The organism is Aminobacter ciceronei, assembly GCF_014138625.1.
GTDB classification, from domain to species: Bacteria; Pseudomonadota; Alphaproteobacteria; order Rhizobiales; family Rhizobiaceae; genus Aminobacter; species Aminobacter ciceronei.
Map to the genome: position 1 here is coordinate 1 of NZ_JACJHY010000039.1, position 25406 is coordinate 25406.

A 25406-nucleotide genomic window follows, 5' to 3' on the forward strand; every position below is an offset into this window, starting at 1 on the left:
CAGAGGACCCTGCAGACCATCGACAACCCGTTCGGCACGAGGTTGTCACCCATGTCTTAGGTACAAACTGTTACCTATGTCTTCGGGCTGTACACGAAAATTGTGGCTGGGGCGCCAGGATTCGAACCTGGGAATGTCGGTACCAAAAACCGATGCCTTACCGCTTGGCGACGCCCCAACACGCTTCGGCAGCAGGCCGAAGCGAGTCAATCGACAGCCGCCTTATATGCAGCGCGCGGCAAAAGCACAATCGTAGCCTTGCCGCTTTCCGCATCATCTTGCGGCAGGTATGAGCGGCCCAGGGGGCTGGTCGCATTAGGCTCGAATCGACCGAATCGCATGCGCCGACGTGTCGGCGATTGCCGAGCCTCTGCAACGCTGCCCCCTCGGAGCTATGGCGGTCATTCGCCCCAGACGGCGAGCTCGTTTCCGGCCGGATCGACGAAATGGAATCGCCGGCCGCCGGGGAAGGAGAAGATCGGCTTGACGATGGTGCCGCCGGCCTCTTCGACCGCGGCAAGGCTGTCTTCCAATGCCTCGGAATAGAGTACAGGTAGCGGCTTGGCCGGGACTTCCGCCTGGAAACCGCCGTCGAGGCCTTCCGCGAAGGCTGAATAATCGGGGCCGTAGTCGGTGAAGGTCCAGCCGAAAGCCGCGCTGTAGAAGGACTTCACATGGTCGAGCGTGCCGCCAACCGCCGCCATTTCGATGTAGTCGAGCTTGCCGGTCTTGCGCATGGTCGTCTCCGATATTCGTTCCTGATATGTTCTATATGAGGCAAGGGGTGGCCGCAAGGGTGTCGCAGTCCCGGTTCATTAATCGATTGTAGGACATTCCGTGACGGAACAGTGCCTTGCCTTTCGCAGCGCAGCATCCTATCGCTCGCCGCAGAAGCAGGCGGCGGCCACCGCCCGGCTCCACACTCAGTCGGCGAGGAGAAGGCATGACCAAGTGGGTTTACAGTTTTGGCGACGGTGCAGCGGAGGGACGGTCCAGCGACCGCGACCTGCTCGGCGGCAAGGGCGCTAATCTCGCCGAGATGTGCAGTCTCGGCCTGCCGGTGCCGCCCGGTTTCACCATCACCACGGCAGCCTGCAACTGGTTTTATGCCAATGGCCGCGCCTATCCCGCGACGCTCGAAGCCGACGTCCGGGCGGCCCTCGACACTGTCGGCGCCATCACCGGCCGCCGTTTCGGCGACCCTGAAAAGCTGCTGCTCGTCTCGGTGCGTTCGGGCGCCCGTGCCTCGATGCCGGGCATGATGGACACCGTGCTCAATCTCGGCCTCAACGACGTCACCGTCGAGGCGCTGGCGGCCGACGCCGGCGACGCCCGTTTTGCCTATGACAGCTACCGCCGCTTCATCACCATGTATTCCGACGTGGTGCTCGGCCTCGACCATGAGGTCTTCGAGGAACTGCTCGAAGACGAGAAGGGCCGTCTCGGCTACGAACTCGACACCGAGTTCACCGCGCCGCAATGGCAGGACGTCATCAAGCTCTACAAGGCCAAGGTCGAGGAAGAGCTCGGTCGCGCCTTCCCGCAGGATCCGCACGAGCAGCTTTGGGGCGCCATCGGTGCAGTGTTCCAGAGCTGGATGAACCACCGCGCCATCACCTATCGCCGCCTGCACGACATTCCCGAGAGCTGGGGCACGGCGGTCAACGTCCAGGCCATGGTGTTCGGCAATATGGGCGAGACCTCGGCGACCGGCGTCGCCTTCACACGCAACCCCTCGACCGGCGAGAAGATGCTCTATGGCGAGTTCCTGGTGAACGCCCAGGGCGAGGACGTCGTTGCCGGCATCCGCACGCCGCAGAACATCACCGAAGCCGCGCGCATCGCCGCCGGCTCCGACAAGCCCTCGCTGCAGAAGCTGATGCCGGAGGCGTTCAACACCTTCGTTGCGATCTCCAATCGCCTCGAACAGCATTACCGCGATATGCAGGACCTCGAATTCACCATCGAGCGCGGCAAGCTGTGGATGCTGCAGACCCGCTCGGGCAAGCGTACCGCCAAGGCGGCACTCAAGATCGCCGCCGAAATGGCCGGCGAAGGGCTGATCAGCAAGGAGGAGGCGATCTGCCGGATCGATCCGTCGGCGCTCGACCAACTGCTGCACCCGACAATCGACCCCAAGGCGCAGCGCGAGGTCATCGCCGTCGGCCTGCCGGCCTCGCCGGGTGCCGCCACCGGCGAGATCGTGTTCTCCTCCGACGAAGCCGAGGAGCTGAAGTCGGCCGGGCGCAAGGTCATCCTGGTGCGCATCGAGACCAGCCCCGAGGACATCCACGGCATGCATGCCTCGGAAGGCATCCTGACGACGCGCGGCGGCATGACCAGCCACGCCGCGGTGGTTGCCCGCGGCATGGGCAAGCCCTGCGTTTCGGGCGCCGGTTCGCTGCGCGTCGACTATCGCGCCGGCACGCTGATCACCATGGGTCACACCTTCCGCAAGGGCGACGTCATCACCATCGACGGCTCCAACGGCCAGGTGCTGAAGGGCTCGGTGCCGATGCTGCAGCCGGAACTGTCAGGCGATTTCGCCGCCATCATGGAGTGGGCAGACGCGGCGCGCCGCATGAAGGTGCGCACCAATGCCGAAACGCCGGCCGATGCGCGCATGGCGCGCTCCTTCGGCGCCGAAGGCATCGGCCTATGCCGCACCGAGCACATGTTCTTCGACGGCGACCGCATCGTTGCGATGCGCGAGATGATCCTCGCCGACACCGAGAAGGACAGGCGCACCGCCCTTGCCAAGCTGTTGCCGATGCAGCGTTCGGACTTCATCGAGCTGTTCGAGATCATGGCCGGCCTGCCGGTGACGATCCGCCTGCTCGACCCGCCGCTGCACGAGTTCCTGCCCAAGACCGAGGAAGAGATCGCCGAGGTCGCGGCGGCGATGAACGTCTCGGCCGACAAGCTGCGCCAGCGCACCGAGGCGCTGCACGAGTTCAACCCGATGCTCGGCCATCGCGGCTGTCGTCTCGCCGTCTCCTATCCGGAGATTGCCGAGATGCAGGCGCGCGCCATCTTCGAGGCGGCCGTCGAGGCCGGCAAGAAGACCGGCAGCCCGGTCGTGCCCGAGATCATGGTGCCGCTGGTCGGCCTGATGAAGGAGCTCGACTACGTCAAGGCGCGCATCGACCAGGTCGCGCAGAGCGTGATGCGGGAAACGGGCGTGAATATCGATTATCTCGTCGGCACGATGATCGAGCTGCCGCGCGCGGCCATTCGCGCCCATGTCATTGCCGAGGCGGCCGAATTCTTCTCCTTCGGCACCAACGATCTGACGCAGACGACCTTCGGTATCTCGCGTGACGATGCCGCGTCCTTCCTCGAGACCTATCGCCAGAAGGGCATCATCGAGCAGGACCCGTTCGTCTCGCTCGACGTCGACGGCGTCGGCGAACTGGTCAAGATCGCCGCCGAAAAGGGCAGGGCGACGCGGCCGGAAATCAAGCTCGGCATCTGCGGCGAGCATGGCGGCGACCCGGCCTCGATCCACTTCTGCGAAAGCGTCGGGCTGGACTATGTCTCCTGCTCGCCATTCCGCGTGCCGATCGCCAGGCTTGCCGCCGCGCAGTCGGCGGTCAAGGCGCAGCGCTAAAGCGTTCCAAGGCAACTTGATCGGTCATACCCATTTGCAAATTGGGTATGACCGATCGCATCTGCTGACCTCGCCAGGCAGACGCCGATTTCGAACCGTGATGGCTGACGGCATTGCGCCGCTTGGTTCCGTTGTTCGGCAGCAACGCCGGTGCGGCATCGTCTTCAACGCGTCCGGCACCTCAGCCAAATAGCCGTCACGGTCATCATCGCGCCAAGATTGGGGTGCCAGTGGCCGCGATTCCAGACTGCATTTCCCGGAAATTCGCATGCGCAGGCTCGGCAGGTTTTTGATTGGCGTCGGTTTTGCGGCGCTGATGGGGTCTTCAGCCTCGGCGGCACTTCTCGAACCGCGGTTGCATCTCAGGCCTTCCACCGAAGCCACCCCCCGCGTGGCGCTGACGCTCGACGCCTGCGGCGGCAAGACAGACGCCCGCATCCTCTCGGCACTCGTCGACAACAAGATACCGGCGACGATCTTCGTCACCGGCAAGTGGCTGAAGCGCAACGCCGAGGCGCTCGCCGTCATGCGGGCGCATCCCGAGCTGTTCGAGCTGGAAAATCACGGCGCCGAGCATGTGCCGGCGGTCGACACGCCACACAGCATCTATGGGCTGAAAAGCGCCGGCAGCAGCGAGGCCGTGCAGGCAGAGGTCGTGGCCGGCGCTCTGGCCCTGACCGAGCGCGGCGGGCCGGCGCCGAAGTGGTTCCGCGGCGCTACCGCGCAATACAGCAAGAGCTCGATCGCACTGATCCGCAGTCTCGGCTTCAGGATCGCCGGCTATTCGATCAATGGCGACGGCGGCTCGCTGCTCGGTGCGCGCGAAACCGAGCGCCGCGTGTCAGCTGCGAGGGATGGCGACGTCATCATCGCCCACATCAACCAGCCGACCCACGCGGCAGGCGGCGGGCTGGTCAAGGGCCTGCTGGCGCTGAAGGCAAAGGGCTACACCTTCGTGCGGCTGGACGATGTCGAAGATGACGGTACCGACGACACGACGAACTGATGCCGTCGCGCCGCCGCTTCACGCTGCGGCGCGGAAAGCCTCGACCACGCCGACATAGGCTTCGGCGAGTTTTGCCAATGGGCTGTTGCTGCGGCTGGCCGATTCGACCTTGAGCTTGCCGCCGGTGACAGGCAGCGAAAGCAGCAGGAACTGGCGCCTGGCGCCGTCACCGATCGATGCCGCCGCGACATGCCTGTCCTCGCCGGCCTCGTCGAGGCGCATCTTGAACAGCAGGATGCCGCCGACGGCCTCGAGCGCATCGTCGACCATGTCGGCGAATTCCGATTCCGAGACGCTGCCTGGAGCGATCGAGGGGGCGGCGATGGTTGCCGGTCCGGCGTCCTCCGGCGCTTGCGCGGCCAGCTCCTCGGGGCCAAGCACGACGGGCGCAGCTTCCTCGGCGGCCGGCGCTTCCGCCTCAACTTCACCTTCGGCTGATGTTTCCGCCGCAAGCTCAGGCGCTTCCGCAGCCTCGGGAACCACGGCAGCTTCGGTGGACAGCTCCTCCGCCGAAAGCTCGACATCGGCCGCAGCTTCCGCGACCGATTCGGATGCGGCCTCGACGATTTCTGCCTCGGCAACGGAAACCTGGGCGGCGGAAACGTCGGCAGCCTCGTCGCCGGCCGAAATCTCTTCGGTTGCGATAAGCTCCGGGGCTGCGATCAGCTCCGGCTGAACCGTTTCGGCAACATTGTCCAGTTGAGCCTCTGGCTCCTGCGATGACGCTTCGTGCTGCGGCAGGCCTTCGTCTTCCGCGCGGGGATGCGTATCCATGTGATGCCTCACAATATCTTGCCCATCCCGCCAGCCGGTAACAAAGGTTAACCGGGACCGTGGCCGCAATATGGCCGCTGGATTTGCCGGCTTGGCTTTCCCCTTGGTCGGACTGGACAATCCAGCCATTGCGCCCAAAATGGCCTGACAAGATCTGGGAGGATCCACATGCTCGGACTGATGCAGGAGTGGCCGCTATTGTGCCACAAGATCATTGACCACGCCGCACGGCAGCATCCCAACCGGGAGATCGTGACGCGGTCGATCGAGGGGCCCATCGTTCGCACAAACTATGTCGAGCTGCGCGCGCGCTCGCTCAAGGTGGCGCAACGGCTGGAGCGTGACGGCTACAAGCTCGGCGACCGTATCGCCACGCTGGCCTGGAACTCGGCGCGGCACATGGAGGCCTGGTACGGCATCATGGGCATGGGCGCCGTCTATCACACGCTCAATCCCAGGCTTTTCCCCGAGCAGCTCGTCTGGATCATGAACCATGCCCAGGACCAGGCGCTGTTCGTCGACCTGACCTTCATGCCGCTGGTCGAAAAGATCGCGCCGCAGGTCGCGTCGCTGAAGCGGATCGTCGTCCTGACCGATGCCGCCCATCTGCCGCCGACGGCGCTGCCCAATGTCATGGCTTATGAGGAGTGGCTGGCCGAAGCCGACGGCGACTTTGCCTGGAAGGCGCTCGACGAACATGCGGCGGCCGGCATGTGCTATACCTCGGGCACCACAGGTGACCCCAAGGGCGTCGTCTACAGCCACCGCTCCAACGTGCTGCATGCGATGATCGCCGTGATGCCTGACGCCATGGGCATTTCGGTGCGCGACGTCGTCCTTCCGGTGGTGCCGATGTTCCATGCCAATGCCTGGGGGCTGGCCCAGAGCGTGCCGATGGTCGGCGCCAAGCTGGTCATGCCCGGCGGCAAGATGGACGGCGCCTCGATCTACGAACTGCTCGACACCGAACGTGTCACCTTCACCGCGGCCGTGCCGACCGTCTGGCTGATGCTGCTGCAGCACCTCGAGGAAACCGGCAAGAAGCTGCCGCATCTCAACAAGGTGGTGATCGGCGGCTCGGCCTGCCCGCGCATGGTGACGGAGAAGTTTGAGCGCAATTACGGCGTCGAGGTCATCCACGCCTGGGGCATGACCGAGATGTCGCCGCTCGGCACGCTCTGCACCATCAAGCCCGAATATGACGAGCTCGAAGGCGACGACAGGCTGAACCTCCAGCAGAAGCAGGGCTACACGCCCTTCGGTGTCGAGATGAAGATCACCGACGACGACAACAACGAACTGCCCTGGGATGGCAAGACCTTCGGCCGGCTCAAGGTGCGCGGTCCTGCGGTATCCGGCTCCTATTTCGGCGGCGCCAGCGCCGAGCAGTTCGACGCCGACGAATGGTTCGATACCGGCGACGTCGCCCATATCGATGAACATGGCTATATGCAGATCACCGACCGCTCCAAGGACGTGATCAAGTCTGGCGGCGAGTGGATTTCTTCGATCGAGCTTGAAAACCTGGCGGTCGGACATCCCGACGTTCAGGAAGCAGCGGTGATCGGGGTCAGGCACTCGCGCTGGGAAGAGCGTCCGCTGATGGTGATCGTGCGCAAGCAGGGCAAGGAGCCTGATAAAGCCGACATATTGGCGTTCATCGACGGCAAGGTCGCCAAGTGGTGGATGCCCGACGACGTCGCTTTCGTCGACGAAATCCCCCATACCGCGACCGGCAAGATCCTGAAGACGGCGCTGCGCGAGAAATTCAGGGATTATCGCCTGCCGACGGACACTGCGGCATAGACAAGTTCATGTGCGGGAAGGGGGCATGAGCCGCCTTTCCGCTTCAACCGCAGCCGGAAACCTTCTAGTTTGACCAGGCAGCGACGTCTGCCGTGGGGACGGCAGTGCTGCCATTTAGACTGGGTGGGTAACGGGGTTCCATGGCTGAGTTCCAGACGAGATATCATGAGGTGCGCACCACGCGTTCGGCCGGTCTGTCCAGGGGCATGGCATCGTTTGCGGCCGTGCTGCTGGTAACAGTGGTTCTCGGCCATCGCCGCGGCCTCGTCGACACCACGGCGTTCTTCTGGGTGCTCGGCATCGTCGCACTGCTTGCCGCTTTTGCGTTGCTGTTGTCCGGCTTTGCCTTTTCGCGGCTGTGGAAATTCGGCGATCGCGGCGGGCACGACCTGACCTTCGGTGCCCTGCTGGCGTTGGTGGTGTTGGCGCCGTTCGGTTTTGTCGCCTACCAGATCGCCACCTTGCCGATGCTGCGCGACATCTCGACCGATGTCGATGACCCGCCGGCGCTGACGGCGGCGGCCTCGCTGCGCACCTCCGCCATGAACAGGCTCGAGATCCCGACCGCAGGCGAGCGCACCCTGCAGACCCAGTCCTATCCGCTGGTTGCCGGGCGGCGTTACGACCTGTCGCTCGACCAGGTGCTGCAGAGTGTTTCGGCCGTGCTCGCCCGCCAGGGCTGGGAGATCGTCGTGCCGCCGCCGGCCGCCGACAAGGCCACTGGTGAAGTCGACATCGAGGCTGTGGCACGGACCTTCATCCTGGCCTTGCCCTCCGACGTGGCCATCCGGATGGTCGATGACGGCGATTCGACCTTTGTCGACATGCGCTCAGCCTCGCGCTACGGCCGCCACGACCTCGGCGAAAACGCCGCGCGGATCACGGCTTTCCTGGCCGAGCTCGACCAGGAAATCGCCAACCAGGCCGGAACCGCGACCACGGCGACGCCCGAACAATAGGCCTGGCAGGCACGATCGATTTATTCTGACCAGATGTTTTTCAGGCTGGGGAATAGAGACTGTCGATCGCCGGTGCCTCGTTGCTGACGGCCTGGCCGCGGCCGACGAGATCTTCGAGATGCGCCAGCACCGAAAGCCCGGCCGCGCCGTAGAGGCTGGGATCGGTGTTGCGATAGATGGCGCGCACGATGTCGGGGATCGAGCTGTCGCCAGCAGCGAGGCGTTCGAGGATCGCGGCTTCGCGCATCTGACGGTGCGCTTTCAGCCCGCGCACGAATGTCTGCGGCGAGGCGACCGGGCCGCCATGACCGGGCAGATAGGTGCTGTCGTCGCGTTCGATCAGCTTGTCGAGCGACGCCATGTAATCCGACATCGCACCATCAGGCGGCGCCACGATCGAGGTCGACCAGGCCATGACATGGTCGGCCGAAAACAGGATGCCGCTGCCCTCGAGCGCAAAGGCGGCGTGATTCGCCGCATGGCCAGGCGTCAGCACCGTTCGCATGCGCCAGCCGCCGCCATCGACGAGCTGGCCGTCGGCGACGATGACGTCGGGGACGAAGTCGGTGTCGCTGCTGGCATCGAGCGGCGCCACTTCGCCGATACGCAGCGGACGCGCCGAGCGGTGCGGCCCCTCGGCAACCGTCACGGCGCCGGTCGCAGCCTTCAGCCGGGCCGCCAGCGGCGAGTGATCGCGATGGGTATGGCTGACGAAGATATGGCTGACCGGGCGGCCGGCAATGCCGGCAAGCAGCGCTTCGAGATGCGCGTCGTCATTTGGCCCGGGATCGAGCACGGCAAGCGTGTCGGTGCCGATGATGTAGCTGTTGGTGCCATGGAAGGTGAAGGCGCTTGGGTTGTTGGCGGTGAGCCGCATGACGCCGTCGGCAACAGTGACAGGCTGGCCGTAGGCAGGGTCGAAGCGTGTGTCGAAATCGAGAGACATGGCCGGCCGATATCTGTGGGTTCGAGGTGCCCTGGGCAAATTCGTTTGCCGCTTAGCATGGAAGACAATATAGGGAAAACCATGACTACAGTGCCGCGCGTTGAGGCGCAAAGGACGCTGTAGCAGTTTTGAATCGGTGCATGATCCCCAGCGAAAATCGAGTTCGATTTTCAGGGGCATGCAAAGCGTGCCTCGGCGCGCATACCACAAGGGGATTTACATGGCCGCTGCATCCAGTTCCACAGCACTCATCTCGGCGGCATTGCCCGAAAAGGGCGCGACGCGCCTGGCAACGCAGCTGTTGCTGGCCGTTGCAGGCTCGCTGCTGCTCATCGCTTCGGCCAAGACCAAGGTCGTGCTCGGACCGGTCGACATGTCGCTGCAGACGCTGGCCGTGCTCGGCATCGGCGCGGCCTATGGCCTGCGCCTCGGCGTGGCGACGCTGCTGCTCTACATGGCGCAGGGCGCCATGGGGTATCCGGTGTTCCAGAGCACGCCCGAAAAGGGCATCGGCATTGCCTACATGCTCGGCTCGACCGGCGGCTATCTGCTCGGCTTCGTCGCCATGGCGGCGATCGTCGGCTGGGCCGTCGACCGTGGCTGGGGCCGCAGCATCGTCAAGATGCTCGGCGTCATGCTGGTCGCCGAAATCGTCATGATGGCGCTCGGTTTCTCCTGGCTGTCGCTGCTGATCGGCGCGGAAAAGTCCTGGCAGTTCGGCGTCGTGCCGTTCATCGTGCCCGACCTGATCAAGGTGGCGCTGGCTGCCGCTGCCGTTCCGGCGATCTGGGCGCTGCTGCCCAAGAAAGCCTGATCGCCTCGACAGGCGTTTGATCTGCCAGGCGGTGGATTTGCTTGGCGATGGATTGACGGGCGATGGATTAATGGACGCCCCGGCCTTAGAAAGGCCGGGGCGTTCTGCATTTGAAGAGCAGTGAATTCATGACCGTTCTCGTCACCGGCACGGCCGGCTTCATCGGTTTCCACGTCGCCCGCCGCCTCCTGGCCGATGGTCACGAGGTCGTCGGCTTCGACAGCGTCACCGACTATTACGACACCTCGCTGAAGGCCGCGCGGCTGCAGCTGCTCGCCGAGCATGGCGATTTCCGCTTCATCCAGGCCGATCTGGCCGATGCGGCGGCGGTGACGTCCGCTTTCGAATGCCGGCCCGAGATCGTCATCAACCTCGCCGCACAGGCCGGCGTGCGTTATTCGCTCGACAATCCGCAAGCCTATGTCGATGCCAATGTCACCGGCTTTCTCAACATCCTCGAGAACTGCCGCGCAATGCAGCCGAAACACCTGATCTATGCCTCATCGAGTTCGGTCTATGGCGGCAACAAGAAGCAGCCCTATTCGCCGCGCGACGGCGCCGACCATCCGGTCAGCCTCTATGCCGCCACCAAGAAGGCCAATGAGCTGATGGCGCATACCTACAGCCATCTGTTCGGCGTGCCGGCGACGGGCTTGCGCTTTTTCACCGTCTACGGGCCATGGGGCCGGCCCGACATGGCCTATTACAAATTCACCCGCGCCATCTTCGCCGGCGAGACCATCGACATCTACAACAATGGCGATATGTATCGCGACTTCACCTATGTCGACGACATCGTCGAAGGCATCGTGCGGCTGATCGACCTGCCGCCCATGCCCGACCCCGACTATGACATTTCAGCCGGCGGGGCGTCGGGCAGCTGGGCGCCGCATCGCGTCATGAACATCGGCAACCGCCGCAAGGAACATCTGATGGAGATGATCCGCATCCTCGAACGCGCGACCGGCCGCGAGGCGGTGAAGAACTTCATGCCGCTGCAGCCGGGCGACGTGCTCAGCACCTGGGCCGATGTCGGCGACCTCGAAAACCTGATCGGCGAGCTGCCGCACACGCCCATCGAGGACGGGCTCGTCCGCTTCGTCGACTGGTACGGCAGATATTACCGCGTCCAGTAGGTACGGCGATCGGGCGTCTCCCCGCGGGCGCTTCACCGACCGCGCGATGCCGCCCCTCTCCAGGGGGCGGCCGGTCGGGCTTCTCCTCGCCGGAAGTGCCGCGCTGATTTTCCGCGGCTGAGGACGTTGCTGGCGCCCGTTGGCTTTGCCGGCGGGCCTCTTCCATGCGTTGAGGCTCCGCCCGTTTTTGGATTTGGCGCGGTACGTCATATTGAATAGCGCGGACCAGGGAGCGGGGCTATCGTCATCAAGTCGTCCGTATCAGCAACAGGCAAACGGGCGCTTGGAAGCGGTCATCGTGCTTTCGCCCTGTCCAGGGAAGCAAGCATGTTGGCAAACGGTATGGCGGACTCCGCCCAACTCACCATTCTTACCAGAGCGGTCGATGACTATTGCGCGAAGTATCGCGTCGCGGGCGGCCGTGATCGTGAGGAGATAGCAACACGTGTGATGGCGCTATTCCGCCGGGGGATTAGCGATTCCAGTGCATTGGCAGTTGCATTGGAGAAATCCAGCGGCAGCCTTCACATCCGCGCCGCATTCGATTGTGGACGGCTGAGTACGGTGATCCTGGCAGCAACTGTAGAATAGGCGCGGCGAGGTAGCGTTCGGATCCCTCGCGATCGATCTGTAGCTCTGTTCCCACTCTCTACCCATATGCGAAAGCCTGCCCTTTGCGGACGGCAGGCTTTTCGTTTGCGAGGTTTTCGTGACTTCAGAGCATAACGGCCGTGCATCGGGAGACGGTCTGTCCGACAGCCCTTCGGCACCGCAACTCCTGGTGAGCCGCTACGACGATGCCTGCCTTGCGCCTCGATCCTTCGGACCCAACGTCATGAACCTGTGGAAGCCTCTGCTGGCCATGCACCGGGCCGGCGTCCGCGATGAAGATGAAGCGGTGCTGCGCGCTCGTCGACGGCCAGGCGGCACCAAAAAAGGGCCCGCAGACGGTGCCGGCGAGCCCTTTGCGAGTGGGCTGGTTCAGGCCGCCAAAGCCTCGCGATTGGCTTTGCTGTCGGCCAGCGTGGTCAGGTCCTTGTCGGTGGTTTCTTCCTCGGCGAGCGTAGCCGCAAACAGCTTGGCGGCGTCCGGCATCTTCATGATCTCCGCCCAGCGGCGCAGCGTGCCATAGCGGGTGATCTCGTAATGCTCCACGGCCTGGGCAGCCGAGATCAGGCCGGCATCACCGGCGGCGGTGCCCTTGAACTCCTCGAGGATTTCCTCGCCTTCCTCGATGATGCCGTCAATTGCGGGGCATGTCTTGCCCTGGGCGCGCTTGCCGAGAAGGTCGAACACCTGCTGCAGACGCTCGACATGGCCTTCGGTCTGGTCGCGGTGCTTGTCGAAGGCGGCCTTCAGTTCCGGCGAACTGGCGCCGCGCGCCATCTTGGGCAGGGCTTTCAGAATCTTGCGCTCGGCATAATAGATGTCGCGCAGCGTGTCGTAGAACAGGTCGTCGAGACCCTTCTCCTTGTTAGGCATGTCGTTGCTCCTGGGGTTGAGGTATTGCCCGGGGACAACGACCGGTGTCGGCTCAGGTTCCGAAGCGGTGCCACTTTGTGACCAACCCGCTTCGAGCAGGCGTCTTAACGTCGCCTCGCGTTGCGCCTCGCGCGCCGCGGCACGGAGCAACTGTTCGAACCCGTCGCTCAAGCCGTCGTCGCATCGTCCCAGGAGATTGAGCCCCAACAAACCCTTCACTGTCGCGCACCTCCTGAAATCGAATAGGTTGACGCCGGATCAACGCCCGATGCCGAGGTCTGTTCCAGATGATGCGGGTGAGGGTGCAACCGTCGGACCGGCGCGTGCGTCGAGCGAGAAGAAAACCGAGGCCGAGCAGACCGCAAGGAACATTGGCGACGGGGGAAGGGGCTCCGGCGTCGGGGCGCTGCCGCCCGACGGTGCCCGTCAGGAGGCAAGGCCGACAGATCGACCGGTCGTCTGGTTGCTGCCGGGCTTCCGGTCAGCTCGATCGCCAAGCTGGTTGTCGGTGGCATCGTCCTGGCGATCGTCGCTTCATGATGGGGGAGGCTGCAAGCTGCATCGAGCAGCCCGGCCCACCGAAGCGTGACCTGCAATTGAGCAACAAGGCTGAGCCAAGGCCACCGGTCCTGTTCCGGCACGGAGGGAACCTGTCGCCTCGACTTTGGAACGGATACAGGCGAGAGTGGTCTGACGTGGCAATTGCCGGCGGCCAACGGGTTCGCATCGGCAGCACTCTCGATCTGGATGATCTTGCTTGTAACGGAAACTGAAGCGCGACCGACAGGAGCGCACAAGGACTTCTTGAGATGTCCGACCTTCCGAACAAACCGCTTGGCTCTCACCCGCTGGTGCAGCGCCTCGTGACAGAAACCAGCATAACAGAAGAGGAAGCCCGAGAACTCATCGCCCTCATCGGGTATGGTTGGCAGTCGCTGTTGCGAGAGGCCAATCTGCTGGCGAAAAAACGGTAACGCAGACCTCTGGCGTTTAAGGCTATCCGATCTTCCTGATACGGCCCTTGTCCAATCGGAAAACGCCGTCGGTCCCGCCCTGCTTTTCGAGGTCCGTCAGCAACTCGTCCCAGATTCCGAGGAACTGGCCACAATCCTCGCATGATATCGGTGTCCCAGGGTCGACATCCTCGGGAATGCGCAAGCGAATTGTTTCGCAATAAGGACATTCGAGCTTGTGATTGAGATATTTGGCATCAACCATGGTTGCATCCTCACCGCAGAGACGGCCAGTGACCGCTCGGATAGATGGAATATCAGGCCGCCACATCACCGCTTGGCATCGTGAGTGCTCCCGTTGGCTTGAAGGTCTGCCGTCAGCTTCTCCAGGGCGTCGACGGAATCCTGATAATGCGATGCGTAGCGGGGAAACATGACCTGCTGAGTTCGATAGAAATCGAGCCATTCAGGCAGATCGGAGATGGGATAGGTGTTCTTCCAGGAGCCTTTCGACATTGTGAATGTGCCCGCGATCGGATCATACACGACATCCATGACAAAGGGTTGGGACAACGTCATCTAGTCGGCCGATGACCTCAGGCGTTTTGCGCTCAGATACATCAATGCTGCGGCTGCCTTGGTGCGATCCCAGCCGGCAGCCTGGGCATCGTCAAGCAGGCTTTCCAAACGATCTGTCAGGGCGCTTTGGCATTCTGCGTCATAGGCAAGCGAATTGGCGTGACTTTCCGGCGATCTGATCGCCATGTTTTTTGGCATCGATGGCATGTCCATGTGCAGTGGGGTGGCGACCCTACGTCGCCACCCGCCGTTTGAACCATAAGTCAGACGTGTCTCTGCTGTCCCGATCCCGCCGGCGGCGGCGCTGCGCCGTCCTGAACAAGGATGTCCTTCTTGCGCGCAAAGGCGACAAGGACACCCCTGGCGGTTTCAGCATCGATGTCGCCTGCCAATGCAGCCCGACACGCTCTGATGGCAGCCCTTTGCTCCGGACTGTTGCCGCACCATTCCATGGCGAACTGATAGGCGTCGGCAACCGTGTTCAGCTGACGCGGGAAACCAAGACCGACCCAAACGCGGACGGGCTTGCTGAACGGCTGTGCCAGCATTGCATGCCCCTCCCGTCAAACGCCGACGCCACTTGCGCCCGTCTTGCCGCCGATCATCCACGGCAGTGGGACGCTGACGTCTTCCAGTATGTCGATGGATTTGGCAAAGCCGATGAATGCCTGCCGCGCGGCGGAAATCGGATAGTCGCTGTCGAAGGCGCGCTGGCACGCTCTCAGGGCCGTCTCGTAGATCGGGCCACGGCGGTTTCTTGGCCATTCGTAGAGAAATTCTAGGGCGTCATCGAGGCAGGCTATCTCCTCAACAAGACTGTTTCCGACCTTCACGAAAACAGGGCTGTCGAACATCCGATCGCTCATCAGATCCTCCAAGTCGAACGAAAGTTTGCGTTTTTGGATAGGCCGACGCCGACAGCGGTGCCGGCCCGCATTCGATATGTGTTGGGAAAATTCATGTTTCAAGATCGATTTTCGTGAACCGTCGTGAATTGACTCCGCAAGGTATTTGTTCCTGTTTTGTTCAAAATGCTTAATGCCGACAATGCCCTTTCCTGTCCAAGCTGAACGATGCCAGCGAGGTCGCGGTTCGGTCACGCTTTTGCAGGTGCAGCCACGTCTGATTGCCGGCAACAAGCTGCGCAGGCTTGTCGCCATCAATGACTAGGGGATGCCATTTTTCCGGGAAGATTGGGACATGCCACGCAGACCCAAAAGAAGCGAAAAACTGACCGAGAGCGAGATCGAGGCGATTGTCCTCGCCGCGATCCCTTTCCGCAAAGCAGTCCAGCAGTGCTTCATCGGCCTGAAGCCGTTCAACGAGACCTACTCGCTCCTGCACGACCACGTTAACAGGCTTGACGCGGTTCTGGGGAAGATTACCGGCGAGACGATCGACCATCGCGGGAAAGACCTTGGGCTGCTCCCGCGGCGGCCGTGACGTTGCCTGTTAGCCGATGCCGATGCGGGCGATGCCGGTGTAGGCGGCGACCCCGGCAAGTCCCTCGATCACCGGCGTCGCCGCGTCGAACTCGCCCAGGCTGTCCTTGTAGCTGAACGGAATGCCCATGAAGTCCCAGCGGCCGAGATGCGTCACCTGGCCTGTCAGCTTCTTGATCTCGTTCTTTGCGACCCGATCCAGGATTTCGCCGGCGACATCGTCGATCGGCCAGCCCAGCGGCGTGTTGACGTCGAAATCGACCTTGGTCAGAACGGCCTGGGTGACCACCAGGTCGCCATAGACATAGCCGGCGGTCAGATCGGCGGTGAGCCGGATTTCCGATGCGAAGTCGCCGCTGCCCAGTACGCTCGCGCTCGCCAGGCCGAGCTTCAGGCCGCTGGGACCGTCGATCCAGGCCCGCGCGGCGCCGAGAAAGTCGATGACCGCCCGGAGCCCGATATTGCCGGTTACCGTCAGGCCGGCGCCGCCAAAGATGATGCCGGTGGTGATGTCGGCGGTCAGCTTCTTGAGGCTAAAGGCCCCGCTGACGCTCCATTTGACGAGCCCGCCGCCGCCGGCGTTGACCATCACCGCGGGCTGGAGAACCTTGGCGGTGAAGTCGATGAACCGGGTCTTCGGCAGGTAGACGGCCATGTCGACCCGATCCGCGCTGACGCTGGGCGCAGGGATCGCCTGGCCATAGGGAAACAGCGGGTCCGGCTCGACGGTGATCGAGGTCGGGTCGCAGCCTCCGACAGCGATCTGCGCCCTCGAGGCGGTGACCAGCACATGATCGCCGTCATAGTCGAACTGGAGCGGCTCGAGCAATGTCAGCCAGGGCGCAAGCTCGCCCGTCTCGTAATAGGGCAGGAGCGCGATCAGCAGATTGATGAACATGTTCTTGGTGGTCCAGATGCTCGGCAGCTCGACCTCCTGCAGAAAGCTGTCCTGTTGCGGCGCGGGCAGGGCTGTCTTCGCCAGGACCGCGACCGCGTCCGGCCCCCAGGCTCCGACCATGTTGGTGTCGGCGCTGCCTTGCTCGCGCCAGAACAGTTTTCGCGACGCAAAGTCATAATCGAGCACGAGCCGGATCGGCTGGCTGGTCGTGACCTCGTAGGTCCTGATGATCTCGCTCGGATTGCCCCTGAGATGGATTGTCGCCTCGATCCTGGCGTCGAGCTCGACATAACCGAAGCCCATCTTGACCTTCAGGTCCGACAGGAACGCCGAATAGGCAAGCCCATAGACCGGCAACGGGATGTCTCCCATGCCGACTGCCGGCTGGTCGGGGAAGACCCCTTCCAGCTTGCCCTGGATTGCCTGGATTTCCCGAACCAGCTGCAGCCTGCTGAAGGCAATTGCCGGCATGCCCTTGGCAAAATTGATGAATCGCGAATGAAGATCAGAGATAGTCATCGATACCCCCCACGAGTTTTCGTTGCTCTCTTACTTCATCAGTGAAACAAAATATTAACCTTACGTCCAGTCGGTATACTCAGGCATCTCAGATGGGTCGAGAAGACGGACCCGCCCCTGTTCTTCCAAGGCCGCAAGCGACTGCCGACAAGACTGAGGCTCCGCGCATCCGTCGGCTCGATCCGGCATCACCCCGCATCCAGGCGCTTCACCTCGGCCGCCAGATGATCGCGTCCGGCGGCAACACCTTTTCTGCCGTCCATCGCTGAGCCTGTGCGAACCGGCGGCCGCCGATCCTGGTGGCCTGTGTCCCCGATGTTCTCCTCCGACTGACCGGCCTGCCTGTCTGAGGACAAATTTCGCGCCAGGATCAGCTGTTCAAGCGTGCCGGGGAATTGCATTCCAGAAGATGCGGAAGGCGGGCAAAAACTGACTGTGCAGGCGGTGGTTTTTGGTCGTGTCCTGCTTGCGACACCGCTAATTTGTGCGAAACTGCAGCCAATCGGTCGTTTCGGCACTCAAACCGCGGCCATGGAACGATTTCCGAAGGCTTTTCAATGCTTGCCAGACTGACTCACCTGGACCGTCTCGAGGCGGAGGCGATCCACATTTTCCGTGAGGTTGCCGCCACTTTCACCAAGCCTGTGATGCTCTATTCCGTGGGCAAGGATTCCTCGGTCCTGCTGCATCTGGCGATGAAGGCCTTCTACCCCGCCAAGCCGCCATTCCCCTTCCTGCATGTCGACACGACGTGGAAGTTCCGCGAGATGATCGAGTTCCGCGACGCGATGGCGCGCGAGCTCGGCTTCGACCTCCTGGTCCATGTCAATCCGGACGGCGTCCGCGACAACATCAATCCGTTCGATCACGGCTCGAACACCCATACCCATGTGATGAAGACTGTCGGCCTGCGCCAGGCGCTCGACAAATACGGCTTCGACGCGGCCTTCGGCGGCGCCCGTCGCGACGAGGAGAAGTCGCGCGCCAAGGAGCGCATCTTTTCCTTCCGCAATGCCCAGCATGCCTGGGACCCGAAGAACCAGCGTCCAGAAATGTGGAAGATCTTCAACACCCGCGTCGCCCAGGGGGAATCGATCCGCGTCTTCCCGCTCTCCAACTGGACCGAGCTCGATATCTGGCAGTACATCCTGCAGGAAAACATTCCGATCGTGCCGCTCTATTTCGCCAAGCATCGGCCGGTGGTCGAGCGTGACGGCATGCTGATCCTGCGCGACGACGACCGCATGAAGCTCAGGCCGGGCGAGGTGGTCGAAAACAAGCTCGTGCGCTTCCGCACGCTGGGCTGCTACCCGCTGACCGGCGCGATCGAATCCGACGCCGACAGCCTCGAAGGCATCGTCAGCGAGATGCTGACCGCCCGCACCTCCGAGCGGCAAGGACGCCTCATCGACCGCGACGAAGCCGGCTCGATGGAAAAGAAGAAGCGCGAAGGGTATTTCTGAGAATGCGCCACGCCATGGCCACCAAGATCGAGGCCGCCGAGAGCGTCCGCGAATATCTCGCCGGCCAGGAGCAGAAGTCGCTCCTGCGCTTCCTGACCTGCGGCTCGGTCGATGACGGCAAGTCGACGCTGATCGGCCGGCTTCTCTCCGACACCAAGCAGATCTTCGAAGACCAGCTCGCAGCCCTCGAGCGCGATTCGCGCAAGCACGGCACGACAGGCGAGGACGTCGATTTCGCATTGCTGGTCGACGGGCTGGAAGCCGAGCGCGAGCAGGGCATCACCATCGATGTCGCCTACCGTTTCTTCGCCACGCCGAAGCGCAAGTTCATCGTCGCCGACACGCCCGGCCATGAGCAGTACACCCGCAACATGGCAACCGGCGCCTCGACCGCCGACCTCGCCATCGTTCTCGTCGACGCGCGCCAGGGTGTGCTGCGCCAGACGCGCCGGCATTCGATCATCGCCTCGCTGCTCGGCATCAGGAACATCGTCGTCGCGATCAACAAGATCGACCTCGTCGGCTTCGACCAGGGCGTGTTCGACCGCATCACTGCAGAATATGCCAGCTTCGCCGAAAGCCTCGGCTTCAGGTCTATCGTGCCGATCCCGATGTCGGCGCGCTTCGGCGACAATGTCACGCGGCGCTCGGACAAGATGGGCTGGTATTCCGGCCCGACCCTGATCGAGCATCTCGAGACGGTTGTCGTTGAGGAAGAGGCGACCGACCGGCCGTTCCGCTTCCCGGTGCAATATGTCAACCGGCCCAATCTCGATTTCCGCGGCTTTGCCGGCACGATCGCCTCCGGATCGATCTCGCAGGGCGACGAAATCGTCGTCGCCAAGTCAGGCAAGCCGTCGACGGTCAAGCGCATCGTCGCCCATGGCGGCGACCTGCGCAGCGCCGTTGCTGGCCAGGCCATCACCCTCGTGCTCGAAGACGAGGTCGAGGTGTCGCGCGGCAACCTTTTGGTTTCGCCTGATGCCCGGCCCGATGTCGCCGACCAGTTCGCCGCCAATGTCGTCTGGTTCGACGAGCAGGCGCTGCTGCCGGGGCGCTCCTACATCCTGCGCACCGAGACCGACCAGGCAAGCGCCACCGTCACCGAGCTGAAGTACCGCATCAACGTCAACGACTTCGCCCATGAGGCGGCCAAGTCACTGGAGATGAACGAAGTCGGCGTCTGCAACATCTCGACCCAGTCGCCTATCGCCTTCGACAGTTTTGCCGAAAACCGCACCACCGGCGCCTTCATCCTGATCGACCGGATCAGCAACGCCACCGTCGGCGCCGGCATGATCCTGCATCCGCTGCGGCGTTCTGAAAACATCCACTGGCAGTCGCTCGACGTGACCCGCCATGCCCGCGCCGACCTCAAGAACCAGCGCCCGGCGGTGCTGTGGTTCACCGGCCTGTCTGGTTCGGGCAAGTCGACAGTCGCCAACATGCTGGAAAAGAAGCTGCACGCGGCCGGCCGCCACACCTACATCCTCGACGGCGACAATGTCCGCCATGGCCTCAACCGCGATCTCGGCTTCACCGACGAGGATCGTGTCGAGAACATCCGCCGCGTCGCCGAAGTCGCCAAGTTGATGGCCGATGCCGGCCTGATCGTCATCGTCTCCTTCATCTCGCCGTTCCGCGCCGAGCGCCGCATGGCGCGCGAATTGATGGGGCAGGGCGAGTTCGTCGAGGTCTTTGTCGACACGCCGTTCGAGGAGTGCGCCAAGCGCGACCCCAAGGGGCTGTATGCCCGTGCGCTCGCCGGCGCGATAAAGAACTTCACCGGTGTCGATTCGCCCTATGAAACGCCGGAGAATCCTGAGATTCATCTCCAGACACTCGGCAAGACCCCTGAAGAGATGGTCGAGACCGTCGAGCACTGGCTGAATGAGCGAGACCTTGCAGAGCATCAATACGACGACGGCGGCGGTATCTGACGAAGCCATACTGGAGACCTTCGAACGCCTGGCCATCGCGGCCGGGCGAGCGATCATGGAGGTCTACAATTCCGAGATCACGGTGACGGACAAGGCGGATGCCTCGCCCGTCACGCAGGCCGACAGGGCTGCTGAAAAGATCATCCTCGAAGGATTGCGCGCGGCCTTTTCAGGTGTGCCATGTGTCGCCGAGGAAGAGACGTCGGAGGGTGTGATTGCGCCCGATCTCGGCCGCGCCTTCTTCGTCATCGACCCGCTCGACGGCACCAAGGAATTCGTCAAGCGGCGCACCGACTTCACCGTCAATATCGCGCTTGTCCGCGACGGCGCGCCCGAAATCGGCGTCGTCTATGCACCTTGCACCGGCCGGTTCTTTGCCGGCCGCCCTGGCAAGGCCGAAGCCTTCGAGATCGTCGACGGCGTGGCCGCCGGCCGCCGCCAGATTCATGTGCGCGAAGGCCGTGAGCCGCTGACCATCGTCGCCAGCCGGTCGCACCTGACACCCGAGACCGAAACCTTCATCAAGCGCGTGCATGCCGCCGAGATCGTCTCGGTCGGCTCGTCGCTGAAGTTCTGCCTGCTGGCATCTGGTGAGGCCGACCTCTATCCGCGCTTCGGCCGGACAATGGAATGGGATACGGCGGCGGGCGATGCGGTGTTGCGCGCCGCCGGCGGCACCACCCATACGCTGGATGGCGCGCCGCTGGTCTATGGCAAGCGCAACCAGGCCAATGATGCGGATTTCGCCAATCCGCATTTCGTCTCGAGCGGCCGGATCATCGACCCGGCCTTCATGTTCTGATCTGAAATTACCGCTTATTCGGCCGCGATCTTGGCCGAGTTGGAGCCGACATAGTTGCGGATCGTGGTGATGATCCGGTCCTGGTCGGCTTCGCTGAGGTAAGGATGCATCGGCAGGCACAGGATGGTGCCCGGCACGGCATCGGATACCGGCAGGCCGCCCGGCGTGCGCGGGTAGTGGCTGTAGGCCACCTGCACATGCAGCGGCTTCACGTAATAGATGACCGACGGAATGCCCTCGGCCTGCAGGTGCTGCTTCAGGCCGTCTCGGTCCGCAGTCTCGATGGCGTATTGGGCCCAGGCCGAACGGCCGCCGGAAGGTGCGCGCGAGGCTTTCACCACATCGCCGAGGCCGTCGGCATAACGCTGGGCGACGCGCGCACGCGCCTCCATCTCGTCTTCCAGGATCGCCAGCTTCTCGATCAGGATCGCTGCCTGCAGCGTGTCGAGGCGCGAGTTCAGGCCGACATGGATGTTGTCGTACTGGGTCTCGCCCTTGCCGTGGAAGGCGAAGGAACGCAGCTTGGCTGCGAACGCGTCGTCATTGGTGAACATCGCACCGCCGTCGCCATAGCAGCCGAGCGGCTTGGCCGGATAGAAGCTGGTGGCGGCGACATGGCCGTAGGCGCCGCACATCTTGCCGTCCTGCGAGCCGCCGATCGACTGGGCGGCGTCCTCGATGACCAGCAGGTTCTCGCGCTTGGCAATCGCATCGATGGCCGCATAGTCGGCGGCGATGCCGAACAGGTCCACCGGGATGATCGCCTTGGGCTTCAGGCGGCCTTCGGCCTTGATCATGGCGATCGCGGCTTCGAGGCTCTCGATGGATATGTTGTAGGTATCCGGCTCGATGTCGACGAAGACCGGCTCGGCCTTGGCAAGCGCCACCACTTCGGCGGTGGCCGCGAAGGTGAAGCTCGGCACGAACACCGCATCACCTGGGCCGATGCCGGAGGCGAGCAGAGGCAGCAGCAGCGCGTCGGTGCCGTTGGCGCAGGCGACCACATGCTTGACGCCGACATATTCGGCGAGCTGGTTCTCGAATTCGGTGACTTCCGGACCGAGGATGTAGCGTCCTTCATCGACAACCTTGTCGATGGCCGCCTTCAGACGGTCGCGGATTCGTTCGCGCTGCGCGCCGAGATCGATGAACTGCATTATTGCCCCAAAACCCAATCGTTTCTTCGCGCCGCTGATAGCAGAGTTGGGGTGCCCGAAAAAGCCGAGCACCCTGCGGCATGCAGGGCGCGGCTGCGGTTCCTGTTACTTTCGGTTGCAGCGATTTCGCGTCGAAAATGGCGGAAAACAGGGACTTTCAGGCAGATGCGTTTAAGCCGGCTTGCCGATGCGAAACATAAAGTGATCGCTGAAATCGCCTGTAAACGCCCGATTCAGGCCAGTTCGCGCCGCCATGGCGGGTTTGCGCCTGCCCTGGATACGGTTACCGCCGCGGCCCGCGCGCCGAGCGAAAGTGCCGCTTCGATGGCTGGTTCCGACAGGTCCGCAACAGCGTCCTTGGTCAGCATCTTCTGTTCGTGCAGCGAGGCGAGAACGCCGGCATTGAAGGTGTCGCCGGCGCCGACTGTGTCGACCACCGTTACCTTTTCCGGCGTCACCGAGATGGTATGGCTGGCGCTGTAGGCGGTTGCGCCCTTGCTGCCCCTGGTGACGATCACCAGCTTCGGGCCCTGGCCCAGCCAGTGCGCCGCGATCTCGTCATGGCTGCCGGTCTCGCCGAACCAGGCCAGGTCCTCGTCCGAAAGCTTGACGATGTCGGCCATGACAAGCATGCGGCGCATGCGTCCAAGATGCGCCTGCTTGTCCTGGATGAAACCCGGCCGGATGTTGGGGTCGAACATCATGACGCGGCGCTGGTGCTCGCGCTTCATCAGCGCCTCGTAGGCGGAACCGCATGGCTCGGGAATGAGGCTGATCGCGCCGAACAGCATGGCATCGATGTCGTCGCCAAGGCTCGGCAGATCGGCCTCGGTCAGCATGCGGCCGGCGGTGTTTTCGTCATAGAAGGTGTAGGTGGCGTGGCCGTTGTCGAGCCGGACGAAGGCCAACGTCGTCGGCCGTCCCGACAGATTGGCGTGGCGCGAGCCGACATTGCTCGCTGCGAGCACGTCGCGGATCTGCTGGCCGAACAGGTCGGATGACAGGCCGGAGAAGAATTCGGTCGGCACGCCCAGGCGCCCGAGCGCGATCGCCGAATTGAAGATCGCACCGCCGGCATAAGGCGCAAAGGCAGGTTCGCCGTCGGGACTTTGCCGTGGCAGCATGTCGATGAGCGCTTCGCCGCAGCACAGGATCATGATTTGCCGGTTCCCTCTGGATAGATGACGCCCTTGCGGACGATGACATTGGCGTAGAGCCTTGGCTCGCTGGTGGCAATGATGGTGTGGGCCGCCTTGACCTTGTCGTAGAAGGCATCACCGGCGAGCGGCACGACGGCGAAGCCGGGTGCGCGATGGGCACAGACCTCTGCGATTTCGCCATGCACGGGGTCGGACACGTCAGGGTCGCCCTTGACCGAGGAGCGGAAGATCGCCTGCGGCACGAAATCGTCGACCGGCAGCACCTGCAGCACGGCGTCGAGCACCGGGATCAGGTCCAGCCCGTCGGCGCGGACGACGCGGCGACCATGCTCGAGCGCGGGATAGTTGCCGTCGACGATGGCGATCTCGTCGCCATGGCCCATCGCCCGCAAGGTGAAGAGCAGTTCGGGTCCGAGCAGGGCGGGAATGTTGATGAGCACGATCAGACCCCTCGCGACGGTGCGGTCGAGCCGATGAGGAAGCGCTCTGACAGCGGCAGGCTGGCGCCGCCCATGGCGCGCGCATGGATGCCGACGGTGCCCTCGCGGACGGACGGGATACGCAAGCCCTCGACGTCGATCCTGCCGATCGCCGACTGCACTGCCTGCACCAGGCGGGCGCGGATCGACGCCGGCATCCAGCCGTCGATGACAGCACTTTCGAAATCGATGACCGAGGCCGACGCCACGATGGCATAGGCAAGCGCCTCCGAGGCGGTCGTAATCCAGTTGTCGAGGTCGGGGCCCATGTCGGGCCCGAGATCTTGCCATTCCTCGGGCGATGTCCAGAGGTAGGCCGCTTCGATACCCCTGGCGTTCAGTGCCTTTTCGAGCACGGCGATGGAGGCGACGTCGATGAGCTGGGTTGGCCTGCCGCCGGGGCCCGGCACCGGCATCGAGCCGAGCGCGCCGGCATTGCCCGTCGGACCGCTGTAGAGCCTGCCGTTCAGCACCACGCCGCCGCCGGCGAAGGCGCCGATGTAGAAATAGACGAAGTCGCGCAGCGCGCCCATGTCGCCGAACACCAGTTCGGCGCCGCAGGCGGAGGTGGCGTCGTTCTGGAGATAGACGGGGAAGGAAAACAGCGCCTGCAGGTCGGCGCGGATGTCGCGGTTGCGCCAGGCATCCATGATTTCTCGCGGAGCACCCGCCGTGTCGACCCAGTTCCAGAGCTCGAACGGCATGGCGACGCCGAGGCCGGCGATGCGCTTGTCCTGCTCGCGCGTCAGGCCGGCACGCATCTGGGCGATGCCTGATTTCACGAATTCGATGGTGTCCTGAGGCGTCGGGTAGCCATAGGAATTCTGCAGCATCGCCCGCGTTCTGCCGAGAAAATCGATCAGCACGAGTTCGGCGCTGCGGCGACCGATCTTGAGGCCGATGAAGAAGGCGCCTTCCGGGTTGAGCGCCATCGGAATGGAGGGCTGGCCGATCTTGCCGCGGATCGGCTCCTGGCGCAGCAGAAGCCCTTCGACCTCCAGTTCGCGCATGATGACGGAGACGGTCTGCGCCGACAGGCCGGTCATGCGGGCGATGTCGGATTTGGCCAGCGCGCCGCTCTGCCTGACCAGTGACAGCACCAGCCGCTCGTTCTGGTCGCGCATGCCGCTCTGGTTGGTGCCGCGCAATTGCGGGGTCTCCGCAGCATCGGGCGAACCGTGCCTCAAACTCCCGGCCTCCACCGGCTTCCTCCCATACTTCGCGGTCTTCTCAGAAGATCCGCCCGCGGTCTTCTCCAGAGATCCGCTCAGCGGTTTTCCTGAAAATCCGCAATTCTCTTTTGCGGCAGAATGCGGGCCGACCGCAATCCTGTCAATAATAAATAAGAGTGATTTAATTATTGACAGGCGGCCCCGATTGGTGTTTCGTCGGCGCCGGATACTCGACTGGGAAGAGTGAACGAGCATCCGGAGCACGGCCCGCTGACGGGCGTGCATGGTTTGGTTCTGGGAGGAGTGCCC

At 63.3% G+C, this 25406-nt stretch carries 26 protein-coding genes and 1 tRNA gene; 11 read left to right on the top strand and 16 right to left on the bottom strand.

All coding sequences use genetic code 11. The features are described 5' to 3' along the window. Positions 1-103: 103 nt before the first annotated feature. Together HNQ95_RS28475 and HNQ95_RS28480 are read right to left on the bottom strand one after the other, a co-directional pair. Positions 104-178, bottom strand: a tRNA-Gln gene (locus HNQ95_RS28475). Between the two features lie 223 nt (positions 179-401). Further along, positions 402-737, bottom strand: a complete 336-nt coding sequence (locus tag HNQ95_RS28480; protein ID WP_067964478.1) for a VOC family protein — start codon at positions 735-737, stop codon at positions 402-404. A 206-nt stretch (positions 738-943) separates the two neighbouring features. Here HNQ95_RS28480 and ppdK point away from each other — a divergent pair, with 206 nt between their 5' ends. Both ppdK and HNQ95_RS28490 read left to right on the top strand, forming a co-directional pair. Continuing rightward, positions 944-3610, top strand: a complete 2667-nt coding sequence (gene ppdK / locus HNQ95_RS28485) for a pyruvate, phosphate dikinase (RefSeq protein ID WP_067964476.1) — start codon at positions 944-946, stop codon at positions 3608-3610. Between the two features lie 268 nt (positions 3611-3878). Continuing rightward, complete coding sequence (locus HNQ95_RS28490; RefSeq protein WP_067964474.1) at positions 3879-4616, top strand: polysaccharide deacetylase family protein; 738 nt, start codon at positions 3879-3881, stop codon at positions 4614-4616. Between the two features lie 18 nt (positions 4617-4634). On the opposite strand, the gene HNQ95_RS33845 is transcribed toward HNQ95_RS28490, so the two are convergent. After that, the gene (locus HNQ95_RS33845) at positions 4635-5390 is read right to left on the bottom strand and encodes a hypothetical protein (protein WP_246341027.1); all 756 of its coding nucleotides are present in this window, start codon (positions 5388-5390) and stop codon (positions 4635-4637) included. Between the two features lie 168 nt (positions 5391-5558). Here HNQ95_RS33845 and HNQ95_RS28500 point away from each other — a divergent pair, with 168 nt between their 5' ends. Both HNQ95_RS28500 and HNQ95_RS28505 read left to right on the top strand, forming a co-directional pair. Next, positions 5559-7196 carry a fatty-acid--CoA ligase gene (locus HNQ95_RS28500; protein ID WP_067964472.1) on the top strand — a complete coding sequence of 546 codons (1638 nt, stop codon included), beginning with the start codon at positions 5559-5561 and terminating at the stop codon, positions 7194-7196. A 140-nt stretch (positions 7197-7336) separates the two neighbouring features. Beyond that, the gene (locus HNQ95_RS28505) at positions 7337-8155 is read left to right on the top strand and encodes a DUF1499 domain-containing protein (protein ID WP_067964470.1); all 819 of its coding nucleotides are present in this window, start codon (positions 7337-7339) and stop codon (positions 8153-8155) included. A gap of 40 nt (positions 8156-8195) precedes the next feature. Here the strand turns inward: HNQ95_RS28505 and HNQ95_RS28510 are convergent, their stop codons facing one another. Continuing rightward, positions 8196-9101 (bottom strand): MBL fold metallo-hydrolase, encoded by a 906-nt coding sequence (locus HNQ95_RS28510; protein ID WP_067964468.1) that lies wholly within the window; start codon positions 9099-9101, stop codon positions 8196-8198. A gap of 220 nt (positions 9102-9321) precedes the next feature. On the opposite strand from HNQ95_RS28510, the gene HNQ95_RS28515 reads away from it, so the two are divergent. From HNQ95_RS28515 to HNQ95_RS28525, 3 genes are all read left to right on the top strand, one after another. Next, a complete protein-coding gene (locus HNQ95_RS28515; RefSeq protein WP_067964466.1) occupies positions 9322-9915 on the top strand; it encodes a biotin transporter BioY in 594 nt (197 codons plus the stop codon). A gap of 128 nt (positions 9916-10043) precedes the next feature. Beyond that, the gene (locus HNQ95_RS28520; RefSeq protein ID WP_067964464.1) at positions 10044-11051 is read left to right on the top strand and encodes an NAD-dependent epimerase; all 1008 of its coding nucleotides are present in this window, start codon (positions 10044-10046) and stop codon (positions 11049-11051) included. Between the two features lie 327 nt (positions 11052-11378). Next, a complete protein-coding gene (locus HNQ95_RS28525; RefSeq protein ID WP_067964462.1) occupies positions 11379-11642 on the top strand; it encodes a hypothetical protein in 264 nt (87 codons plus the stop codon). Between the two features lie 390 nt (positions 11643-12032). On the opposite strand, the gene HNQ95_RS28530 is transcribed toward HNQ95_RS28525, so the two are convergent. Continuing rightward, complete coding sequence (locus tag HNQ95_RS28530; RefSeq protein WP_067966932.1) at positions 12033-12533, bottom strand: YciE/YciF ferroxidase family protein; 501 nt, start codon at positions 12531-12533, stop codon at positions 12033-12035. 809 nt (positions 12534-13342) lie between these two features. Here HNQ95_RS28530 and HNQ95_RS28535 point away from each other — a divergent pair. Beyond that, positions 13343-13507, top strand: a complete 165-nt coding sequence (locus HNQ95_RS28535; protein WP_169808353.1) for a hypothetical protein — start codon at positions 13343-13345, stop codon at positions 13505-13507. A 22-nt stretch (positions 13508-13529) separates the two neighbouring features. On the opposite strand, the gene HNQ95_RS28540 is transcribed toward HNQ95_RS28535, so the two are convergent. From HNQ95_RS28540 to HNQ95_RS28570, 7 genes are all read right to left on the bottom strand, one after another. Then, positions 13530-13751 (bottom strand): hypothetical protein, encoded by a 222-nt coding sequence (locus tag HNQ95_RS28540; protein ID WP_182575795.1) that lies wholly within the window; start codon positions 13749-13751, stop codon positions 13530-13532. A 65-nt stretch (positions 13752-13816) separates the two neighbouring features. Next, positions 13817-14065, bottom strand: a complete 249-nt coding sequence (locus HNQ95_RS28545; RefSeq protein ID WP_182575796.1) for a hypothetical protein — start codon at positions 14063-14065, stop codon at positions 13817-13819. Next, complete coding sequence (locus tag HNQ95_RS28550; protein ID WP_246341028.1) at positions 14066-14278, bottom strand: hypothetical protein; 213 nt, start codon at positions 14276-14278, stop codon at positions 14066-14068. It lies immediately after the preceding gene. A gap of 50 nt (positions 14279-14328) precedes the next feature. Beyond that, positions 14329-14613 carry a DUF982 domain-containing protein gene (locus HNQ95_RS28555; protein ID WP_182575797.1) on the bottom strand — a complete coding sequence of 95 codons (285 nt, stop codon included), beginning with the start codon at positions 14611-14613 and terminating at the stop codon, positions 14329-14331. Between the two features lie 15 nt (positions 14614-14628). Continuing rightward, complete coding sequence (locus HNQ95_RS28560) at positions 14629-14931, bottom strand: DUF982 domain-containing protein (protein WP_182575798.1); 303 nt, start codon at positions 14929-14931, stop codon at positions 14629-14631. 169 nt (positions 14932-15100) lie between these two features. Further along, the gene (locus HNQ95_RS28565) at positions 15101-15469 is read right to left on the bottom strand and encodes a hypothetical protein (protein ID WP_182575799.1); all 369 of its coding nucleotides are present in this window, start codon (positions 15467-15469) and stop codon (positions 15101-15103) included. Between the two features lie 48 nt (positions 15470-15517). Beyond that, the gene (locus HNQ95_RS28570) at positions 15518-16924 is read right to left on the bottom strand and encodes a hypothetical protein (protein ID WP_154385972.1); all 1407 of its coding nucleotides are present in this window, start codon (positions 16922-16924) and stop codon (positions 15518-15520) included. Positions 16925-17481: 557 nt separating this feature from the next. On the opposite strand from HNQ95_RS28570, the gene cysD reads away from it, so the two are divergent. From cysD to cysQ, 3 genes are read left to right on the top strand one after another with little or no spacing between them, the layout of a single operon-like run. Continuing rightward, positions 17482-18387 carry a sulfate adenylyltransferase subunit CysD gene (gene cysD / locus HNQ95_RS28580; RefSeq protein WP_067964446.1) on the top strand — a complete coding sequence of 302 codons (906 nt, stop codon included), beginning with the start codon at positions 17482-17484 and terminating at the stop codon, positions 18385-18387. Between the two features lie 2 nt (positions 18388-18389). Then, positions 18390-20327, top strand: a complete 1938-nt coding sequence (cysN, locus tag HNQ95_RS28585) for a sulfate adenylyltransferase subunit CysN (RefSeq protein WP_154385970.1) — start codon at positions 18390-18392, stop codon at positions 20325-20327. Further along, complete coding sequence (gene cysQ, locus HNQ95_RS28590) at positions 20278-21129, top strand: 3'(2'),5'-bisphosphate nucleotidase CysQ (protein WP_154385969.1); 852 nt, start codon at positions 20278-20280, stop codon at positions 21127-21129. The genes cysN and cysQ overlap by 50 nt, the downstream gene beginning before the upstream one ends. Before the next feature lie 14 nt (positions 21130-21143). Here the strand turns inward: cysQ and HNQ95_RS28595 are convergent, their stop codons facing one another. From HNQ95_RS28595 to HNQ95_RS28610, 4 genes are all read right to left on the bottom strand, one after another. After that, positions 21144-22286 (bottom strand): DegT/DnrJ/EryC1/StrS family aminotransferase, encoded by a 1143-nt coding sequence (locus HNQ95_RS28595; protein WP_067964442.1) that lies wholly within the window; start codon positions 22284-22286, stop codon positions 21144-21146. A gap of 233 nt (positions 22287-22519) precedes the next feature. Further along, positions 22520-23443 carry a carbohydrate kinase family protein gene (locus HNQ95_RS28600; protein ID WP_067964440.1) on the bottom strand — a complete coding sequence of 308 codons (924 nt, stop codon included), beginning with the start codon at positions 23441-23443 and terminating at the stop codon, positions 22520-22522. Then, entirely contained in the window at positions 23440-23886 is a 447-nt protein-coding gene (locus HNQ95_RS28605) for an RbsD/FucU family protein (protein WP_182575800.1), read from the bottom strand. The genes HNQ95_RS28600 and HNQ95_RS28605 overlap by 4 nt, the downstream gene beginning before the upstream one ends. A 2-nt stretch (positions 23887-23888) precedes the next feature. After that, entirely contained in the window at positions 23889-25127 is a 1239-nt protein-coding gene (locus tag HNQ95_RS28610) for an ROK family transcriptional regulator (RefSeq protein WP_067964436.1), read from the bottom strand. Positions 25128-25406 lie beyond the last annotated feature (279 nt).

Coding starts and splice junctions, on each gene's coding strand:
- HNQ95_RS28570 (WP_154385972.1), bottom strand. CDS start 16,924: ATGACTATCTCTGATCTTCATTCGCGATTCATCAATTTTGCCAAGGGC.
- HNQ95_RS28510 (WP_067964468.1), bottom strand. CDS start 9,101: ATGTCTCTCGATTTCGACACACGCTTCGACCCTGCCTACGGCCAGCCT.
- HNQ95_RS28565 (WP_182575799.1), bottom strand. CDS start 15,469: ATGGTCGATCGTCTCGCCGGTAATCTTCCCCAGAACCGCGTCAAGCCT.
- HNQ95_RS33845 (WP_246341027.1), bottom strand. CDS start 5,390: ATGGATACGCATCCCCGCGCGGAAGACGAAGGCCTGCCGCAGCACGAA.
- HNQ95_RS28550 (WP_246341028.1), bottom strand. CDS start 14,278: ATGGACATGCCATCGATGCCAAAAAACATGGCGATCAGATCGCCGGAA.
- HNQ95_RS28525 (WP_067964462.1), top strand. CDS start 11,379: ATGTTGGCAAACGGTATGGCGGACTCCGCCCAACTCACCATTCTTACC.
- HNQ95_RS28520 (WP_067964464.1), top strand. CDS start 10,044: ATGACCGTTCTCGTCACCGGCACGGCCGGCTTCATCGGTTTCCACGTC.
- HNQ95_RS28530 (WP_067966932.1), bottom strand. CDS start 12,533: ATGCCTAACAAGGAGAAGGGTCTCGACGACCTGTTCTACGACACGCTG.
- HNQ95_RS28515 (WP_067964466.1), top strand. CDS start 9,322: ATGGCCGCTGCATCCAGTTCCACAGCACTCATCTCGGCGGCATTGCCC.
- HNQ95_RS28540 (WP_182575795.1), bottom strand. CDS start 13,751: ATGGTTGATGCCAAATATCTCAATCACAAGCTCGAATGTCCTTATTGC.
- ppdK (WP_067964476.1), top strand. CDS start 944: ATGACCAAGTGGGTTTACAGTTTTGGCGACGGTGCAGCGGAGGGACGG.
- cysD (WP_067964446.1), top strand. CDS start 17,482: ATGCTTGCCAGACTGACTCACCTGGACCGTCTCGAGGCGGAGGCGATC.
- HNQ95_RS28600 (WP_067964440.1), bottom strand. CDS start 23,443: ATGATCCTGTGCTGCGGCGAAGCGCTCATCGACATGCTGCCACGGCAA.
- HNQ95_RS28535 (WP_169808353.1), top strand. CDS start 13,343: ATGTCCGACCTTCCGAACAAACCGCTTGGCTCTCACCCGCTGGTGCAG.
- HNQ95_RS28545 (WP_182575796.1), bottom strand. CDS start 14,065: ATGACGTTGTCCCAACCCTTTGTCATGGATGTCGTGTATGATCCGATC.
- HNQ95_RS28505 (WP_067964470.1), top strand. CDS start 7,337: ATGGCTGAGTTCCAGACGAGATATCATGAGGTGCGCACCACGCGTTCG.
- cysN (WP_154385970.1), top strand. CDS start 18,390: ATGCGCCACGCCATGGCCACCAAGATCGAGGCCGCCGAGAGCGTCCGC.
- HNQ95_RS28560 (WP_182575798.1), bottom strand. CDS start 14,931: ATGAGCGATCGGATGTTCGACAGCCCTGTTTTCGTGAAGGTCGGAAAC.
- cysQ (WP_154385969.1), top strand. CDS start 20,278: ATGAGCGAGACCTTGCAGAGCATCAATACGACGACGGCGGCGGTATCT.
- HNQ95_RS28500 (WP_067964472.1), top strand. CDS start 5,559: ATGCTCGGACTGATGCAGGAGTGGCCGCTATTGTGCCACAAGATCATT.
- HNQ95_RS28555 (WP_182575797.1), bottom strand. CDS start 14,613: ATGCTGGCACAGCCGTTCAGCAAGCCCGTCCGCGTTTGGGTCGGTCTT.
- HNQ95_RS28490 (WP_067964474.1), top strand. CDS start 3,879: ATGCGCAGGCTCGGCAGGTTTTTGATTGGCGTCGGTTTTGCGGCGCTG.
- HNQ95_RS28480 (WP_067964478.1), bottom strand. CDS start 737: ATGCGCAAGACCGGCAAGCTCGACTACATCGAAATGGCGGCGGTTGGC.
- HNQ95_RS28595 (WP_067964442.1), bottom strand. CDS start 22,286: ATGCAGTTCATCGATCTCGGCGCGCAGCGCGAACGAATCCGCGACCGT.